The 18,415-nt window shown below is 52.2% G+C and carries 15 protein-coding genes; 11 read left to right on the forward strand and 4 right to left on the reverse strand.

Features of this window, described 5'->3' with window-relative positions:
• Positions 1-266 precede the first annotated feature (266 nt).
• The 3 genes from EOV40_RS11505 to EOV40_RS11515 all read left to right on the forward strand — a co-directional run bounded on the left by EOV40_RS11505 (position 267) and on the right by EOV40_RS11515 (position 4,082).
• Positions 267-527 carry a hypothetical protein gene (locus tag EOV40_RS11505; protein WP_128106024.1) on the forward strand — a complete coding sequence of 87 codons (261 nt, stop codon included), beginning with the start codon at positions 267-269 and terminating at the stop codon, positions 525-527.
• A 94-nt stretch (positions 528-621) separates the two neighbouring features.
• Positions 622-1,926 (forward strand): HlyD family secretion protein, encoded by a 1,305-nt coding sequence (locus EOV40_RS11510; RefSeq protein WP_128106025.1) that lies wholly within the window; start codon positions 622-624, stop codon positions 1,924-1,926.
• On the forward strand, positions 1,926-4,082 hold the full coding sequence (locus EOV40_RS11515) for a peptidase domain-containing ABC transporter (protein WP_128106026.1): 2,157 nt from the start codon (positions 1,926-1,928) through the stop codon (positions 4,080-4,082). The genes EOV40_RS11510 and EOV40_RS11515 overlap by 1 nt, the downstream gene beginning before the upstream one ends.
• A 9-nt stretch (positions 4,083-4,091) precedes the next feature.
• On the opposite strand, the gene EOV40_RS11520 is transcribed toward EOV40_RS11515, so the two are convergent.
• Positions 4,092-4,283 carry a hypothetical protein gene (locus tag EOV40_RS11520; protein WP_244296922.1) on the reverse strand — a complete coding sequence of 64 codons (192 nt, stop codon included), beginning with the start codon at positions 4,281-4,283 and terminating at the stop codon, positions 4,092-4,094.
• A gap of 109 nt (positions 4,284-4,392) precedes the next feature.
• On the opposite strand from EOV40_RS11520, the gene EOV40_RS11525 reads away from it, so the two are divergent.
• The 3 genes from EOV40_RS11525 (at position 4,393) to istB (ending at position 8,075) form a co-directional block, all read left to right on the forward strand.
• On the forward strand, positions 4,393-5,421 hold the full coding sequence (locus EOV40_RS11525) for an IS110 family RNA-guided transposase (RefSeq protein WP_128106027.1): 1,029 nt from the start codon (positions 4,393-4,395) through the stop codon (positions 5,419-5,421).
• Between the two features lie 361 nt (positions 5,422-5,782).
• Positions 5,783-7,306, forward strand: coding sequence for an IS21 family transposase (gene istA / locus EOV40_RS11530; protein WP_128106019.1), 1,524 nt, complete (start codon positions 5,783-5,785; stop codon positions 7,304-7,306).
• Positions 7,296-8,075 (forward strand): IS21-like element helper ATPase IstB, encoded by a 780-nt coding sequence (istB, locus tag EOV40_RS11535; protein ID WP_128106020.1) that lies wholly within the window; start codon positions 7,296-7,298, stop codon positions 8,073-8,075. Before istA ends, istB begins: the two co-directional genes overlap by 11 nt.
• Before the next feature lie 106 nt (positions 8,076-8,181).
• Here istB and EOV40_RS11540 read toward each other — a convergent pair whose 3' ends face one another.
• Positions 8,182-9,798, reverse strand: a complete 1,617-nt coding sequence (locus tag EOV40_RS11540) for an ISL3 family transposase (RefSeq protein ID WP_128106021.1) — start codon at positions 9,796-9,798, stop codon at positions 8,182-8,184.
• Between EOV40_RS11540 and EOV40_RS11545 the strand changes: the two genes are divergently transcribed.
• Positions 9,792-10,562 carry a hypothetical protein gene (locus EOV40_RS11545; RefSeq protein ID WP_128106028.1) on the forward strand — a complete coding sequence of 257 codons (771 nt, stop codon included), beginning with the start codon at positions 9,792-9,794 and terminating at the stop codon, positions 10,560-10,562. The two genes, EOV40_RS11540 and EOV40_RS11545, sit on opposite strands and share 7 nt — an antisense overlap.
• 489 nt (positions 10,563-11,051) lie before the next feature.
• Positions 11,052-12,152, forward strand: a complete 1,101-nt coding sequence (locus tag EOV40_RS11550; protein WP_128106029.1) for a hypothetical protein — start codon at positions 11,052-11,054, stop codon at positions 12,150-12,152.
• A 350-nt stretch (positions 12,153-12,502) separates the two neighbouring features.
• On the opposite strand, the gene EOV40_RS11555 is transcribed toward EOV40_RS11550, so the two are convergent.
• Positions 12,503-13,342, reverse strand: a complete 840-nt coding sequence (locus tag EOV40_RS11555; RefSeq protein ID WP_128106030.1) for a hypothetical protein — start codon at positions 13,340-13,342, stop codon at positions 12,503-12,505.
• 406 nt (positions 13,343-13,748) lie between these two features.
• Here EOV40_RS11555 and EOV40_RS11560 point away from each other — a divergent pair, with 406 nt between their 5' ends.
• A complete protein-coding gene (locus tag EOV40_RS11560; RefSeq protein WP_128106031.1) occupies positions 13,749-14,573 on the forward strand; it encodes an IS5 family transposase in 825 nt (274 codons plus the stop codon).
• Positions 14,574-14,640: 67 nt separating this feature from the next.
• Here EOV40_RS11560 and EOV40_RS11565 read toward each other — a convergent pair whose 3' ends face one another.
• Entirely contained in the window at positions 14,641-15,609 is a 969-nt protein-coding gene (locus EOV40_RS11565) for a carbon-nitrogen hydrolase family protein (protein ID WP_128106032.1), read from the reverse strand.
• A gap of 98 nt (positions 15,610-15,707) precedes the next feature.
• Here EOV40_RS11565 and EOV40_RS11570 point away from each other — a divergent pair, with 98 nt between their 5' ends.
• Together EOV40_RS11570 and EOV40_RS11575 are read left to right on the forward strand one after the other, a co-directional pair.
• On the forward strand, positions 15,708-16,631 hold the full coding sequence (locus EOV40_RS11570) for a LysR family transcriptional regulator (protein WP_128106033.1): 924 nt from the start codon (positions 15,708-15,710) through the stop codon (positions 16,629-16,631).
• 335 nt (positions 16,632-16,966) lie between these two features.
• On the forward strand, positions 16,967-18,244 hold the full coding sequence (locus tag EOV40_RS11575) for an anti-phage deoxyguanosine triphosphatase (protein ID WP_128106034.1): 1,278 nt from the start codon (positions 16,967-16,969) through the stop codon (positions 18,242-18,244).
• The last annotated feature ends 171 nt before the right edge of the window (positions 18,245-18,415 follow it).

Below are 18,415 nucleotides of genomic sequence, written 5' to 3' on the forward strand. Positions count from 1 at the left end.
CATAAAACCATAAAATGTCCTAAAATTACATGATCTGTGAGAAATGGGAGAAATGCAAAAATTACATACCTAATTTGATTATTTATTTTTGATAAGCATTAATGAACAAAATAAATACACAACATATAATATACATTTGTTTATTTGGTTAATTTGTTAGGTATTCTCTTATTTTTTACTTTACTATACTATTGTCAGAAAATATATTTTGCCAGAATATAGGTCTGCCGCAATGGCACAACTTTCTTAGTCGAAGGTGAAAACCTATGAAAACTCTGAACGATTCCGAAATCGCTATGGTTGCTGGCGGCACGCTGGGCGATGCTCTGGGCACCACACTGACAGACACACTGGCTGGTCTGGATGTTGGTCTGGCCACCATCCTTGGCGGCGTGAACAGCACGGTTAATGCCCTGGTTCCTGCTGTAACAAGCGGCGTAACCAAGATTGGTGACGGCCTGCTGACGGGTCTGGACGCCACGACCAATGGCGTGACCTCCCTGCTGGGTGACGTTCTGAAAGTTTAATTTCAGAAATTTCCAGGCGGTTTGCAAAAAGCCGCCTGGTTATTTTGCAAAAATACTAAAGTGGTAAAACCTTGCACCCTTCAAAAAAGCCTGCATGAGTTCGGACCTTTTTAGGCGTGAGGTTCTGGAAGCACGGCGCCAATCATGGCTTGGGCAGGTTCAGGCCTCTCAACCGCTTTCTATCCGGATTGCGGCATGGTTCACGCTCGCCCTTGTGTTACTGGCCATTCTCTACACTATCTGGGGTGTTTATACCCGGCGTGTGCACGCTACTGGCTTAATGGTTCCCCCTTCGGGTCTTATTACCGTTAACGCCAATACAACTGGCACCATTGCCCTGCAAAACGCCACGGAAGGCCAACACGTTAAAAAAGGTGATGTACTGTTCACCATAGATCTGGAAGCCACATCCTCATCAGGCCCCACGCAGGAGCATATTCTCTCCCAGTTACGCCACCAGCGCGATCTGTTGCAGCAGCAAAAAGATATTCGCGCCCAAGATGCGCCCGTGGAAAAACAATCCATGGTGACCCAGATCCGTTACCTCAACCAGCAACACCAACATATCGGGCACCAGCTTGATAACGATGCCCATGTGCTGCCCGTGGTGGAAGCTGCCGTACGCCGCATGCAAACGGCACAATCCGCACATCTGGTAACAGAAACACAGTTCCAGAGCCAGCTTTACACCTATGCCCAACTACTCAGCAGTCATGCACAGTTTTTGCAAAGCTATACAGATACAGAAGGAAAGATTGCGGACCTTACCACAAAGCTCATCCGTTACGATGGCCAACTGGCGCATGATCTGAATGATCTGGACAAGCAGATAGCCCAGATTGACCAACAGATTGCAGAAAGTGAAGGCCACCGCAGCAGTATTATCCTTGCTCCGGATGATGGTACCCTCACCGCCATTCGCGTTGACCCCGGCCAGCAGGTTTCCTCTGGTACACCTTTGCTCACGTTATTGCCCACAGGCCATGCTTTGGAAGCTGAATTGTATGTCAGCTCTGCCTCTATAGGGTTTTTGCATGAGGGCGAACCCGTGCTGCTGCGCTATGCAGCCTTCCCCTACCAACGTTTTGGTTTGTATCGCGGTCATGTCAGCGAGATCACCCGCGCGCCCGTCACTGCAACAGATGGCACAGGCCAGAAAGCTGCCCCTTCAGACAAAGACAAAACGCAATCCCAAAATCCGGGGCAAGATATTTACCGCATTCGTGTGCGCCCCGATCAGCAGTTTGTTGAAGCCTATGGCCAACACAAGCCCCTTGAAGCTGGCATGGAAGTGGAAGCCGATATCGCTATTGATACCCGTAGATTGTACCAATGGATTTTCGACCCTGTTATTAGCATGCGCGATGATTTTTACGCCGTGAGCGGAGGATTGAGGTAATGGGCGTAACCCTCAAATCCCTTGAATTCGGGTGGCGTTCGCGCACGCCTGTTATTTTACAGGTAGAAGCCGCAGAATGTGGTTTGGCATGTCTGGCCATGATTATGGGCCATTATGGCAATCAGATTGATCTGGCCACATTGCGCAGGCGTTATTCCATATCCGTTAAAGGCGTTACTCTGCGCGATCTTATCGCCACGGCTGATACGGTGGGCCTTTCCACCCGTGCCGTGCGGCTAGAGCTGGAAGATCTACCCAACCTGCGCATGCCTTGCATTTTGCACTGGAGCATGAACCACTTTGTGGTGCTTACGCAGGTTAAGGGCAACAAAGTTACCATTCATGACCCAGCAGTAGGCCGCCGCACACTCAGCATGGGAGAAGTCTCGCGCGAGTTCACGGGTATTGCCCTGGAAGCCTCCCCAAACGATAGCTTCCGCCGCGAGGATGACCGAGAAACCCTGCGCCTGCGCGATCTGTTTCGCCATGTAGCAGGGCTACGCCCGGCCCTTATGGTGCTGGGTGCGCTTTCTCTTGGGCTGGAAGTGATTGCGCTGATCATGCCCATGGTCTCGCAGGTCGTGATTGATGAAGTGGTGGTAACGGCCGATCATGAACTGCTTATTACCATTGCCTGTGGCATGGCCCTGCTTTTGCTCTTGCAGATGCTTATTGGCTGTGTGCGCCAATGGGCCGTGCTGCTGCTGAGCACACGGGTTGGCCTGCAATGGAACACCAGCCTGTTCGACCATCTCTCTCGCTTGCCGCTGGATTACTTTTCCAAACGCCATGTGGGCGACGTGCTTTCGCGCTTTAACTCACTGGGTACCATCCAAAAAACCATCACCACCGATATGGTCCAAACGGTTATGGATGGGCTAATGGCCGTGGGCATGGCCATCATGCTGTTCATTTATGGTGGCTGGCTGGGCATGGTGGCTATGGTGGCCACGGGGCTGGATGTGCTGTTACGGCTAATTACCTACCGCATCTACCGTGAGGCATCTGAAGAACAGATTGTTATTGATGCCCGCCAGCAAAGCCATTTTATAGAAACCCTGCGCGGCATGGCCAGCGTAAAGCTTTTGGGCCTGCGCGAGCGCCGCCGTACCACATGGCTGAATTTGCTAGTGGACAGCATTAACATCCGCCTACGCCTGCAACGGTATGATCTGATTTATGGCCGCATGGGCGATCTGATTTTTGGCGCTGACCGCCTGATTATGATGGTTCTGGGCGCGGGTGCTGTCATGAGCGGCCACATGACAGTGGGTATGCTGGTGGCTTTCCTGTCTTACAAAGATCAGTTCGCCACACGCATTGGCAATCTGATTAGCAGCGGCTTTCAGATACGTATGCTGAATGTGCAGACAGACCGTTTGTCCGACATTGTGATGACAGACCCGGAAGCCACAAGTACCACGGCTGCAGTGCCCCCACCCCGATTGGGTGAACAACGGGCCAATGGCACGCTTAGTTGCTCTGGCCTGTCTGCACGCTATGGCTCGCAGGATCCGTGGATCTTCCGCAACATCTCACTGGAAGTGCCTGCAGGCAGCAGTGTAGCCATTGTCGGCCCTTCGGGCTGTGGCAAAACCACATTCCTTAAGGCCCTGATGGGGCTGATGGAAACGCAGGAAGGCAGCATCCGGCTGGATGGTGCGGACTTGGAGAGCCTGACGCTTGAAGGATATCGCAACCGCATTGCCGGGGTATTGCAAGATGATGGCCTGTTCTCTGGCTCCATTGCAGACAATATCAGCGGCTTTTCCGAACAGGTGGATGAAGCATGGCTGGTGGAATGCGCCACCCGCGCCGCCATTATTGATGATATCAAACGCATGCCAATGGGGTTTGAAACCTTGGTAGGTGATATGGGCAGTGGGCTTTCTGGCGGGCAGAAGCAGCGCGTCATTCTGGCACGCGCGCTCTACCGCAAACCTGAAATCCTGTTTCTGGATGAAGCCACCAGCCATCTGGATGAACTGACCGAACACAAGGTGGCCGAGGCCCTACGCGATATGAACGTAACCCGCATTATGGTTGCACATCGCCCGGCAACCATCGCACATGCGGATACCATCTATATCTTCCAGCCCGGTGGGGTTCTGACGCAATATCAACCACCCAATAAGCAAAACAGAGCTGCGTCTTAACCTGTTAGTTTAGGGAATACGCACAACCAGCCGCCCCCGCACATGGCCTGCCAGCAGCATATCTGCGGCCTGCGGGGCTTCCGCCAGATCAATCTCACGCACCATGTCATCAAGCTGCCGCGGGTTTATCAGTTCGGCAAGGCGCGCCCATGCCTCCTGCCGCTCTCGCCGCGGGCATTGCACGCTATCAATGCCTACCAATGTTGTTGATTTTCACTGAGAACTGATGGGGTGGATGCCCGCTCCCGACGGCATCGCGATGTGCCAAGGTGATGTTGTTCTGCAACGTCACGGGAAGGAGAAGGCATCCATGGACGAAGTTACCATTGTTGGACTTGATCTCGCAAAGCGGGTTTTTCAGCTTCACGGCGCCCGGGCAGACGGAAGCGTCGCGTTCAGGAGGAAATTATCGCGCGCGCAGGTGACGACGTTTCTCTCGAAGCTGCCTCGTTGCATCGTTGCGATGGAGGCCTGCGCGACCGCTCATTTCTGGGCGCGGACGATCGCCGCCCTGGGACATGATGTGCGCCTGGTGCCGCCGGCGTATGTGAAGCCTTTCGTCAAGCGCCAGAAGAACGATGCGGCCGACGCCGAGGCGATCGCAGAAGCGGCGAGCCGTCCGACGATGCGCTTCGTGGAGCCCAAGACGGAACGACAGCAGGCTCGGGCCATGGTTTTCAGGACGCGTGACATGTTCGTGCGCCAGCGCACGCAGATGATTAACGCGCTCCGGGCTCACCTGGCGGAGCATGGCGTGATCGCCGCCAAGGGAATCACGAACGTGCAGAAATTGGGGCGGATCATCGAGACGGCGGAAACCGGGATTGAGCCTCTGGTCGTGGAGACGGCCCGCATCTATCTCGATCAGATTGAACAGATTTCGGGGCGAATCTCGGCATTGGAGAAAACGCTCAGGAAGGAGGCTGGGCAATCCGACAGGACGGAGCGAATGATGAGCATGCCGGGGATTGGCCCGGTGACGGCCATGGCGGTCGAGGCGTTCGCGCCGACCTTGTCGACATTCCGGCGAGGCCGGGATTTCGCGGCATGGCTGGGTCTGGTGCCGAAGCAGCACTCGTCCGGCGGCAAACAGCTCATGGGACACACGTCGAAGATGGGCCAGCGCGACATCCGGCGGCTGCTCATCATCGGCGCCATGTCCGTTATTCGCTGGTTCAGCCAAAACACGCCCGACGCCGATACCTGGCTCGGGCGGCTGCTGCGCCGCAAGCCCCGTCAATTGGCTGCCATTGCCCTGGCCAATAAAATGGCCCGGTCGCTCTGGGCCATGGAGACGAAGAACGAGTTTTTCAGGGATCCGCGCGCGGTTGCCGCCTGACAATCAGTCGGCAGTAGCTACGCGCGGTATGTCGGCGTGTGAGGAGGTCGTCGAACAGTAAGGACAAACGATCGGAAAGAACGGGTCTGGAAAAGCATTCGGGTCAATGAACCTCGAGTTCGCAGAATTGATTTGCACCAGATCCGCGTAGCCCATACCGGCCAGTGGTCATGTTCAGACCGCATCCAAAGGCCTGATACATGACCGCATCCGATCACACGCCTCTATTGTTCAGCGCATCGGCTTGCACGAACGCGGGCATCCATACATGACCCGGGTAGGGCGGAAATTTTCATCGAGATTTGACCCATGCCTTCACACTCCCCGGCATCATCTGCTGGGGGTTTTTGGAGTGATTGACATGGAGCTTCTGAGTGTGATCCGCCGGTGGCATCGCCGGGATCATCTTCCGATCCGCGAGATCGAACGCCGGACAGGACTGTCACGCAATACGATCCGGAAATATCTCCGGGCAGAGAGCATTGAACCGCGGTTCCAGGTTCCCGAACGTCCCAGCCGACTGGACCCGTTTGCTGACAAATTGAGAGGATGGCTGGTTCTGGAAGCCGCCCGATCCCGCAAGAACCGGCGCACGGCGCGACGGTTGTATGAAGACCTTGTGACGCTGGGTTATGATGGATCCTATGGACGGGTGGCTGCTTTCATCCGGCAGTGGAAACACGAACAGCACCAGGCACGCCAGACAACGGGCCGGGGTGTTTTCGTGCCCCTGTGCTTCCAGCCCGGGGAAGCCTTCCAGTTTGACTGGGGCGAGGACTGGGCGGTGATTGCCGGGCATCGCGTCAAGCTGCAGGTTGCCCACACCAAACTGTCCTTCAGCCGGGCCTTCATACTCAGGGCCTATCCCCTACAGACCCACGAGATGCTTTTTGATGCGCTTACCGAGGCCTTCCGCGTGCTCGGTGGCGTGCCGCGGCGGGGTATTTTTGATAACATGAAGACGGCCGTGGACCGGATTGGCTCTGGCAAGGCACGTCAGGTCAACCTGCGCTTCATGGCCCTGGCCAGCCATTATCTGTTCGAGACAACCTTCTGCAATCCGGCAGCGGGATGGGAGAAAGGGCAGATCGAGAAGACCGTGCAGGATGCCCGACGTCATATCTGGCAGGATCTGCCTGCCTTTCCTGATCTGGGGGCGCTGAATGCGTGGCTGGAAGCCCGCTGCCTGGACTGCTGGGAACGGCTGCAGCATATCGAACTGGCCCGGAGCATCGCCGAGGTCCATGCCAGCGAGCGTCCTCACCTCATGGTGCCGGGGCGTCCCTTTGACGGGTTTGTCGAACAGACCAAACGCGTCTCACCAACCTGCCTGATCCAGTTCGAAGGCAATCGCTACAGCGTGCCGGCCTCCTTTGCCAATCGTCCGGTCAGCCTGCGGGTTTATCCTGACAAGCTGCGCATTATCGCCGAAGGGCAGGTTCTGTGCGTGCATGACCGGATCATCACGCGTTCGCATGGTGTGCCAGGCCGCACGGTGTATGACTGGCGGCATTATCTGGCGGTCATCCAGCGCAAACCGGGCGCCCTGCGCAATGGCGCGCCGTTTACCGAATTGCCAGCTGCCTTCCGGACCCTGCAGGATCAACTGCTCAGGCGGCCTGGAGGCGACCGGGAAATGGCTGAAATCCTGGCCCTTGTGCTGCAGCATGATGAGCAGGCTGTCCTCTGCGCGGTTGAACTGGCTCTTGAAGATGGTGTGGCGACCAAGACCCATGTTCTCAATACGCTTCATCGCCTGATCGATGCCAAGAGAACCGTGGTTCCCCGGCTCGATGCCCCACAGGCCCTGGTGCTCGAACATGAACCGTGCGCCGATACAGGGCGGTATGACATCCTGCGAAGGGACAGCCGCCATGCGTCATGATCCTGCCGCTGCTTCACTTGTCGTCATGCTCCGTGGATTGCGGATGTATGGCATGTCCCAGGCCACGGCTGACCTCATCGAGCAGGGCGCACCTGCCTTCGAGGCGGCCATCCCTATCCTCTCACAACTCCTGAAGGCGGAACTGGCCGAACGCGAAGTGCGCTCCATCGCCTACCAGACAAAGACCGCCCGGTTCCCTGCCTACAAGGACCTGTCCGGGTTCTCCTTTGCCAATACGCAGGTCAACGAGCCCATGGTCCGCCAGCTCCATAGCGGGGACTTCATCGAGCGTGCTGAAAATGTCGTGCTGATCGGTGGTCCGGGAACCGGAAAAACCCACCTGGCGACCGCGCTGGCCATCCAGGCGATCACCCATCACCGCAAGAAGGCGCGCTTCTGGTCAACGGTCGACCTGGTCAATGCGCTCGAACAGGAAAAGACCGCCAACCGGGCCGGGCAGATTGCCGACAGGCTGCTCCGCCTGGATCTCGTGATCCTTGATGAACTCGGTTATCTCCCCTTCAGTGCATCTGGGGGCGCCCTGCTGTTCCATCTGCTCAGCCGCCTCTACGAGCGCACCACTGTCATCATCACAACCAATCTGAGCTTCAGTGAATGGGGAGACGTCTTTGGTGACCCGAAGATGACAACGGCGCTCCTCGATCGGCTGACCCATCACTGTCATATCCTCGAGACAGGAAATGACAGCTACAGGTTCCGCGCCAGCACCGCCGCGTCAAAAAACAGAAAGGACAGATCCTCTTCTTGACCGCCCGCCCGACTATGCCTGAAATAGCATCTGGCTGGGTCAATTCCTGATGAAAAACCCGGGTCAGTTCTCGGTTCTTCCGCACTTTTCGTGATGATGTTTTTGATTATGCGGGTTGGAGGACACGAGCCCTGAGGAGTTCGAAGCCTGCTCTTCCGAACATGGTTCGCTTGATCATTTTCAGTCGGCTGATCTGTCCTTCAACCGGGCTGGTTGTCCATGGTGTGACGAGAGAAGCTTCAATGGCAGCAGCATCCCGTTCAAGCGCAGGAATCAAACGCGATAGCAGCGTCGTTTTCCCTTCTTCCAGCAGGGCCTTTAGATCGCCTTCCTTTCTGGTGTCCTCCTTTTTACAGAGGAGGTTCTGCATTTTCCTGAGCCAGCAGAGCGTGACAGCGAGTTGCGGTTCGGCTTCCAGAAGGGCAGGAACAGGTAGCCCGTCCTGTCGTCCAGCAGACAATGGATCATCTGCAAGAAGAAGGCGTGCAAGTTTGCGCCCCAGAGGGGGCGAGACATACGCGGAAGAAATGGGTTTCGTGGAAATACCCTGTCGCGTCGTCACCCATTTCCGGACAGTGCCATATTTTCCTGTAAACCCCTGCTCCAGGAGTTCCCGCCATAGCTGGCGAATATTCCGACATCCTTCGACCCATCTCTTTTCCAGATGGGATATGTAAGGCCCGAGTATGCTGCGTGTCGGAACCGTCCTTTTCCATGTTGGCGCATGGCCCCGCTGAAACCAGCGCCGCACGGTTTTTCTCTCTACCCCGATCGTTGTGGCGATAGCCTGAATACTGTGCCCTTCTGCTTTCAGGGCAAGAGCTTCATTGAAAAGAGTTTCACGTCGCTCCCCAGAGACTGACCTGATGAGCGTCTGCGTTTCTTCCGGTTGTGTCCTGACTGTTCCAGACGTTTCGCTCAATGTCGTTGATGCGCTGAGTTGTCGCGTCAGGGTTCTGACTGTTGTCGTGAAACGGCCCAGTATGCTGACAAAAGCCTCTGACAGGTTCTTCAGCAGATGCCAGCGGTCCGTCACCTGAAGAGCTGATGGCGCGCCTCTGTGGCATCCATCTGCATAAGCACCGGCACGGTCTCTGGCAATGATTTCAACACCGGGGTGGGCCTGCAGCCATTGGGCCAGGGTCGCAGCCTCCCGATCTGGCAGGAGGTCAATGACATCATTTTTCTCAAGATCTACCACAATCGTTCCATAGTGATGTCCCCGTCGCCATGCCCAGTCATCCACCCCTACCACGCGTGTAGGGGGCATGTCTTTCTTGGTGTTCCGTGCCCGGGAAAGGAGGCGGCGAATGAGAGTGTCCGGGCTGATGGGGCAACACAGGCGCACGGTCATTCGTGCACCAGCGGAACCGCCCAGGGTATGGGCGATATAATAATGAAGATCGGTAAGACGCGTGGTCTGTCTGCCATGACGTACGGTTATCCCGTCAAGGGGCATCACAAAGGTCCGACGTGGACAGACCGCAGCCTGACAGAAAAAGCGTGGTACAGAAACGATCAGCGTGGCCGGACGGCCCTGCCATGGAAGATCCGCAAGTTTTCTCTGATAGAAGCTGTGAACGCGTTGTGTCGGGCACTGACAGTCCGGACACAGTACACTCCGCTTGCGCAGACCGACTTCGATCTCCACTCTGTTGCCCAGTGCAACAACACGACGAACGACGAGGGAACGGGGAAGATCAAGGATCCGAAGGCGTGACACTGGGGAATATCCATGAAAGTGGGCGACTTTCAGGGTTTTCCAGTTCCAGAACCACAGTACAAGATACCCATCACGAAAAGTGCGGAAGAGCCCAGTTCTCAACGAAAATCAACACCTTAGATATAGTTTTAGAAAATTTACCCAATATTTATATGTTTGAGTATATGAAATCTCACTATTTTTACGATAGCGATCTTGTGCACGAATATATTCCTTTTGTCGTGATGATAAACTCTGCTTACAACTATGCAATCGCATCATTTGCCTTGGGATTCTGGGTTATTACAAAAAAACTCAAGGAAAAGTGTCTGTCATTGGTTATGGGTTTGTATTCATTAATTATTATATCTTGTGTTATTGTTTTTTCTTTTTTTAATTATGGATTATTTGGATCAATAATTGCAACGGGGACAATACTAGTGGCCTTGACGTATTTTGCCTTCATAGTGTCTACCTCGATAAAACAAAAATCTATTTTTTGGGTAGTACCAGCAATTTTTATGATTGCCTTAATAGTTATTCCATTCACGCAAGCTAATACATATATTGTTGGTAGTTCTTTAGCTAACACACATATTGGAAATTTTGATGCCTCAATCTGTCAGATTAGTACAAAACTAAATGAACAAAAAGAATGCAAAACATATCATATCGAAATGAAAATAAATAATTATATTTATGCTAAAGAAACAGAAAAAGGAAAAATAAATCAGTTTCCGACAGCAGGGTTCTATATAAACTATGACACCCCTAAACATAAGTGATATCGGAGATATATAAATTGCAAATTATTATATGTTATGATATTGTTAGTGTGAGAGGCGGATTTTATAAATAAGTGGAAAGCAAGAATATGAATATTCATGTCTGCTTTCCAGCTTCTTATATCTGGTCGTTAATGACCGCTATGTAGGCGAAAGCAGTGTGTCTGCTTAGTGCGCGACAAGCAGACAGGCGGGTTCCGCCTCATATCGGAAATACAGCGATCCTCGATCGCTTTCCGCATAGCGGACGTGAATAGCGCAGACTCCTGCGGCCACTTTGCCTCTCATATCGGACGTCGGTGCACCAATATGTGATTGCGAAGAACAGACATGAATGTTCGACTTTCGAAGACTGGCTTCCATCAGTTTTAGAGTGGTTCAGCTTGCGGTCGCAACAAGCATGCCAAACGTGTAGGTGAAACATTGTTCGGTTAAAACATTACTCACTGTAATCTTGTTGAAATTTTGTGAGTTCTCCAGCATAATCTCATGATGCCCATCACCACTGACAAGTCGATCTACGACAAAACCGGTCGCCTACGATTTTGTAGTATAGACAAATTTGTTTCTGATATCTGTGAGGGCGATCATTGCTTTATATGCGGACGACATCCGAGTAAAGTCCCATTCAATAGAGAGCATGTTATACCAAATTGGTTGTTGAGGAATGTCAATATTCACTCGGGGAATATTCAGCTTCCGAACGGTAGGCTGCACCGATATGGAAGTTATACCATCCCGTGTTGCACTGAATGTAACACGGGTCTTGCGGAGCATTTTGAAAAACCAATCAGCGAAGCGTTTGGGAAGGGCTTTTCAGGTCTAAGCGCGTTGGTCGAGCGCGAGGGGACCGAGCGCCTGTTTCAGTGGATGGCCCTACTCTTTGTAAAAATGCACCTTAAAGACAAAACGCTTTTACAGAACCCGGATACGCGCCTTGGACGATTCTACATATCTGATGGCTATGATTGGTCAACATTTCACCACATGCATTGTCTCGCCCGCGCCCATTACTCCGGCGCAAAGATTGGTAAGTATGTCCACGGATCAATGTTGTTCGTCGAAGTTGGAGAGAACTCCGAAGATGAATTTTTTGATATTGCTACCGTGTCCAGCGCTTACAGCTTGTACATTCGAGTAAAAGACATAGCTATATACACCGTGTTTGATGATTCCGGAATTTGTCTGGAGGCTGTAGAGCCCGTTTTATCAAGAATCACGGGCGTGATGAATTCGGCGCAAGCTCGCGAGTTGGCCGCGGAACTGGCGGCGGCAAATATTCACCTTAAAAATCCCCCTAGCTTTGGGACGAGATCGTCGAACGCTGATGGTGACGATCTCGAGATTATAGCTCTCCCTCCAGAAGGGAATGCCGAGTTCTTTGCCAAAAGCAATAACGCGATAGGTCACATCAAGCGTTCAGTTTTGGGAAGTTTTTGTCAAGCAACAGCAGATCATACGCGCGAAGAGGCGCTGGAATTGCTCGGATCAAATGAGTATTCGTTCTTATTCAACAGTGAAGGGGTTTTCGTCACTGGGGGAGACAAAGAAGATTTGCAACCTGTGCGTAGCGAGTGGTCCGCTATCTGAGGAATCTTGTGCAGGAAAGGGGATAGCCGCTTCCGCCACCTACATGGTCGTAAACATGCCTAAACAGCCTGTCGGCTCAAGAGAACCAGAACAGACAGGCTGCACTCGCCCTCACAGCGGTCGCTTTGTTGGCTCCATACCTCTTTTAAAGCAGACATAGCATATAGACATCATGGCTATTCGGTGAAGCCAATAAGCAGCCTACCTATCAGACGGAATATTGAAACTCGCGCTTTTTTGCTCCGTACGTAAGATATTCGATACTCGTCAATTGCTTATCTATGACCTATCTTCGAACAATCCCAAGCGATCCCGGCTTTTTCCTCGACATTGAGTTAGATACGTCCTGATCACTTTTTTGCGTATTGAGATGCATCGCTTGCCAACTGCGCATCCGTCAGCGTCAATCCATTCGCGGCCTCGGTTGCCATCTTCAGATTTCTGATAATGGACTCTGCAGCCGCCAATGCCGCCAACGCCGATGCACGGTCACAGTCTTGAGCGAGCCTCCTTGCGCGACCAGCATGAATTAAATTTCGATAATTGCGAGCACGATGGGCAATATCACGAGTGCCAGTCGTAATAATTTTCAGAGCTGATGCCCTATCGATAAATGCTGCGAGCTCTAAATTTTCAGGGGCGCAACAGATTCCCTGAGAGTCTTTGATTTCCTGTGGATCATAATCCTTCGCTTTTGGTATAGCCCACAACAGCAACGCCTCACAAACAGAACCGGCCAAGACAGTTGCAGCTTTCCATTCTCCATTACTCAGAGCACTGGAAGCACTAGATAGATCCGCACGAATACTCTTACGCATCTCCTCATCATCGACAAATAGCAAATCAGTTGTAGTCGGTGAAGGCACAGCGTCTGGACACTTTACCAATGCAGCGTGGATTAACTCAAGCAGGCCCTTTCCGCTGTGAGGCTGTAATGCCATATTGTGACCTGAACTCCAATGCTCAACGGCATTCTTAATAGATTCAACGGAGAATATTAGATTACCATAATCACTTCCGCTTATTGTTATGTATTCATTTGGTATTTCTTCAATTAGCCGCACCAATCCGGACAAATAGCCGGAAGTCAGCGCAGAAATTATAACGGCTCCATTGACCCCTGTGATATTTTTGGGCCGATTTCCAATACTTAGATATTCAATAACTTGGGATGGCAATACGCGTGGCAAAATGATACCTTTCGATATAGAGTGCTGATTTTAGAATACGGAGGTTAGATTTATTGGGGCACTAGCACTACCGTTGTGATTCGTTTTTCGGCTTCAAAATCGAGGAATTTAGCTAGATCGAGAGGCAGTGATTCTATTAAGTTCTGACATCGCGGGCAAAATGCAAGCGAACTTCTGAAGTTATACATGTTGGATCCAAAAGATGCAACGTCGGTGTTTCTTAAACAGAATTGACTACCCGTTGCATGTCCGGTTTTGCCTTTCTTGCGCCGAGAGCCGACATTCCGCTCTCCCCCCCCATAGCAGTTCATCCCCAGATACGAAATTTGCCGTGACATCTAAGAGTTCTTTTGGAAATTGAGCGTGAGTGGTTTTCAGGGTGTCTGTCGCGTGATTCAAACTCAGGATGTGGACGCCAGAACAACGCGGCCGAATGGCCGACATTACAGGCAAGACGAAGCGTTATCCGTCTGATCTGACCGATGAAGAATGGGAACGCATAGCGCCCCTGATGCCACCTTTGAACCGGCGTGGCCGGAAACGATTGACCGATTTTCGTGAGATCATCAATGCGCTGCGCTATCTTGTCCGCTCAGGTTGTGGCTGGGAAATGTTGCCTGTTCATTTTGGTCCATGGCAGACCGTCTATTGGTGGTTCCGCAGGCTAATGCGCCGTTTCCTGTTTCAAACCATCCATGATGTCTGCCTGATGCTTGATCGTGAAGCTGCGGGACGCGAGGCCAGTCCATCTGGGGGCGTTATCGATAGCCAGAGTATCAAGGCTCCTCATGCAATGACCCGTGGCTATGACGCCGGCAAGAAGATCGTTGGCCGCAAGCGTCATATCGCGGTCGATACCGATGGCCGACTGCTTCTGGTCAGGCTGACACCAGCCGATATTTCGGATAGTGCGGGTGGACAGATGATCCTGGATGCTATCCGCCAACGCTGGACGTGGGTGAAGCATTTCTTCGCAGATGGGGCCTATGACCGCCTGCAGTTGATGGACAAAGCCGCCTTTCACGACTTCACGGTCGAGATCATCCGGCGCTCAGATACGGCAAAAGGATTTGAAATTCTGCCATGTCGATGGGTCGTTGAACGGATATTCGGCTGGATGATCCGCTGGCGCCGACTGGTGAGGGATTACGAACAGCGTATCGACGTGGCAGAGGCCATGATCCACATCGCCATGGGAAGCCTCATGCTACGCCGAAATGCTCATCCCTGAATTTCCAAAAGGGCTCTAAAAGGAGGGCTTCAGTAGTTACGGCAAGGCGATAGAGGCCACAGTTATTTTATTCGATCTTCATCGTGGGAAGTGGAGCATCGATCTCTTGCGCAGAGAACGATGCTGGATTTTGACAGGCGTTGTTAACCTGCAAACTGAATATATCAGGACGGGCGTAATGGCCTGCCACGTCCAGATCGTATTTCCCCCGGATTACATCATCCAGATCGATATCAGCCGTAATGATCGCTTCACGATCATAAATTGGTCCGGCAATGATTTCTCCAAGCGGACTGACGATCACACTGCCACCCCGAATAAGCACGGTGTCCGGATTATTGCCCTGATGGCAGGCATACTCCTCCGGCGCATCCGCACGCGTCATGTACTGACAGGCACTAAGAACAAACGTCCGTCCTTCATAGGCAATATGCCTCATGGAAGCCTGCCAGATATCGCGCTCATCTACCGTAGGCGCACACCAGAGATTGATACCCCGGACATACATACTCTGCCGCAGATCCGGCATATAGTTTTCCCAGCAGATCGCAGCCCCGATACGGCCGATATCCGTCTCAAAAACCGGAATGGTCGAACCGTCTCCTTGTCCCCAGACCAATCGTTCGGTGCCGGTCGGCATCAGCTTGCGATGTTTGCCAAGAAGTGTCCCATCGGGTCCGAAAAAAAGCGCCGTACAATACAACGTAGCCCCATCACGTTCGATAACCCCAACAACGAGATGGGCCTTCATTTTCGCTGCAAACGAGCCAATCCGCGCCGTTTCTGCCCCTGGCACGTCAATGGCAGATTTCCAGTAACGCAGATAATCCTCACGCCCTTCCGGGAAGCGGCTTCCCAGAACAGCGCCGAAACTCAGCCCTTTTGGATATCCGCCAACATACGCTTCCGGAAAAACTGCAAGCTCAACACCCTGTGCGGTAGCCGCATCACAATGGGCTTCCATCCGATCCAGTGTCCGAGGAGTGTCGAAAAGACTGGTTCCCGCTTGAATAACGGCGACGCGACGCTGGCTCATGTCCGGATCTCTCATGCATGTAGCGGATTACAGTAAGAGGAAGAGTGGACTTTTTCCCATTATCGGGCAAATTGATTGTTTTAATAGTCTAAATCACCATGGTCGATATTTCACGCCTCGATTTCAATCTGGCCACCACGTTTCTGGCACTCTGGGAAGAACGCAGCGTCTCCAGAGCGGCACGGCGACTGTCCCTGAGCCAGTCCGCCGTCAGCGCTTCTCTGGCCCGCCTGCGGGAAGCGGCGGATGACCCCCTGTTCGTCCGCACACGTGACGGCATGCAACCAACCCCTCGGGCAATTGCCATGGCGGAACCGCTACAAAACGGAGCGACGCTGATCCAGACAGCGTTCTCAACCGTCACGGCATTTGATCCGGCAACCAGCCGACAGCATTTCTCTTTGGGAATGTCCGACGACTTCCAGATCGCGGCTGGCCCCCTGATCGCAAAACGTCTGGCAGAGGAAGCCCCACGGGTTTCGGTGACATTCAGACAGGCCAACAAACATCGCGTCGAGGCTCTTTTCGAAGCAGGAGAAATCGACTTTGCCGTTGTCGCACAGCCGAATGTGCGATCCGGATTGCAGCGGCAGGAAATCGGGCGGTCCGGTTATGCCTGCCTGCTTGATCCAGTCGCCTGCGGCCTTACACTTCCTTTGACACTGGAAGATTACCTGACGCTGCCACATCTTCTGGTGTCCTTTTCCGGACGTGAGGGCATCGTGGACCATGTGTTGAAAACTCTGGGCCACGCACGCCGGGTACAATCGGCACTGACGCATTTTTCTGCGCTCCCCCCTTTCCTGATTGGAACGCGTGCCATTGCCACACTGCCCCTCCATGCCGCGCAGAGCCTCGCTGCCGTTTCGGGTCTTACGGTCTGCGCGGCACCCATCGATTTGGGAGACTATTCTGTATCGATCCTCTGGCAGAGAACGGCCGATAATCCTTGGATGCGCCAAATTATGAGTGATGTCTTTCTGGCGATTTTACCGGACTTAGAGGCAATCTATTCAGATTAATCTCGCATCGTGAATGTCCGATATCGGACAACAATAAACTGATAACCGACATTCCGTTCCCCCCCCTGAATCGCCTGTCTACTCAAGGAACGATAAGCGGACAGGCGGCAGACGCCTACATGTCAGACATAAATATCGCCAACTGGTTTTCCACACAGCGGACATCATCTGTTCGAATGTGAACCGTCGAATTGGCCCAGCAGCCAAATAATAAATTTAGTCTCTTCGTGCGTCAGTGACGACGATGTAGCATGGCAGCTTCCTTGTAACCGACATTGGAAAGCATAAATCTTCGACTAAAAATCGACCTAGATCATTAGAAGCAGGACATACCCATGACCTCTGATTTAAGCTTTTTTGAAGAGCAATTCCCTGAAAATCAGCCTAAACGCGCAGGAGACCCCCGTTCGCCATTTCAGAGGGATCGTTCGCGTATAATGCATTCAGCTGCTTTTAGGCGGCTGCAAGGTAAGACGCAGGTTATGGGAGTCGGAGAAGGTGATTTCCATCGCACTCGATTAACTCATTCTATCGAGGTAGCCCAAGTCGGTTATGGTCTACTCCAAGTATTAAAATCCAACAAAAAGACTTTACCTAGGCCGGTTTTAAAGTGGTTACCCAAGCGTGATCTGATTGAAGCTGCATGTTTTGCCCATGATCTTGGTCATCCGCCGTTTGGCCACAAAGGAGAGCAAGCCCTGCATGAAGCCATGTTCGGACACGGAGGATTCGAAGGAAACGGTCAGACCCTTCGTATTTTAACGAAACTCGAGAAGTATATGGAGCGAGGAAAAGGCCTGTATCCAACACGTCGGCTAGTGCTCGCAATATTAAAGTATCCGTGTTCAATGAAATATTTTGAACTTGATGATTTTAAGACGAAACCGCCTAAGTCTTTTCATGATGACGAGAAAGATGTTGTTGAGTGGGCTCTTCAAGGCTTCTCGTCTGCCGATAGAGGTCATCTGATAAAATCAGCTGATGGGAAAGGCGCCTACCACACTCTCGACTGCAGCATTCTCGAACTGGCAGATGACATCGCCTATGGTATTCATGACATAGAAGACATAGTCGCTCGCGGTCTAGCGACCGAAAGCGAAGTCAAAAAAGCAATAACTCAAGCCTTCGATGGACTTAAGAGCACGGATTTGGATGGCCTAACCGCCAATTTAGTCTCTGAATGTCTACTTTCTGACAGCTTTAAACGGAAACAGATGATTTCTAGACTTGTTAATCTTTTTGTCAGTTCTGTATACATTAAAGAAAATACATTATACAGTCATCAGCTTCTCAGATTTAACGCACGTCTTCCCGACCCTCATGCAAAACTATTGAAATCCCTCAAAGGACTAGCCTACGAACTCATAATCAGGAAGGCTGAGGTGCAGCAGCTTGAACGACGAGGTCAAAGAGTCGTAAAGAAACTGTTCGATACTTTACTTTCAGATCCTGAAAAGCTAATTCCCCAATCCTCTTGGCAAGATGGATGTATAGAAAGCTCTAAGGAGCGTCGTGTATGCGATTATATTGCTGGAATGACGGATAGCTACGCAGAGCGTCTCTACAAGCGCCTTTTCAGCCCGGGGTTTGGTAGCAGTGGTGACGAATTGTGAGCATATAGATTGGATTTATCTCGATTCAGATCAGCAAACTATCTCTTGCATATGATGTTGTGGCCCGGCACATCATTGATGACTTTGCTACTCGATAACTGATCTTCTACTTCCCCCCACGCCAGCCTGTCTGCTCTATTCTTAGTGAACAGAGCAGACAGGCGGCAGTCG

Origin of the sequence: Acetobacter oryzoeni (assembly GCF_004014775.2) — a bacterium.
Classification (GTDB): domain Bacteria; phylum Pseudomonadota; class Alphaproteobacteria; order Acetobacterales; family Acetobacteraceae; genus Acetobacter; species Acetobacter oryzoeni.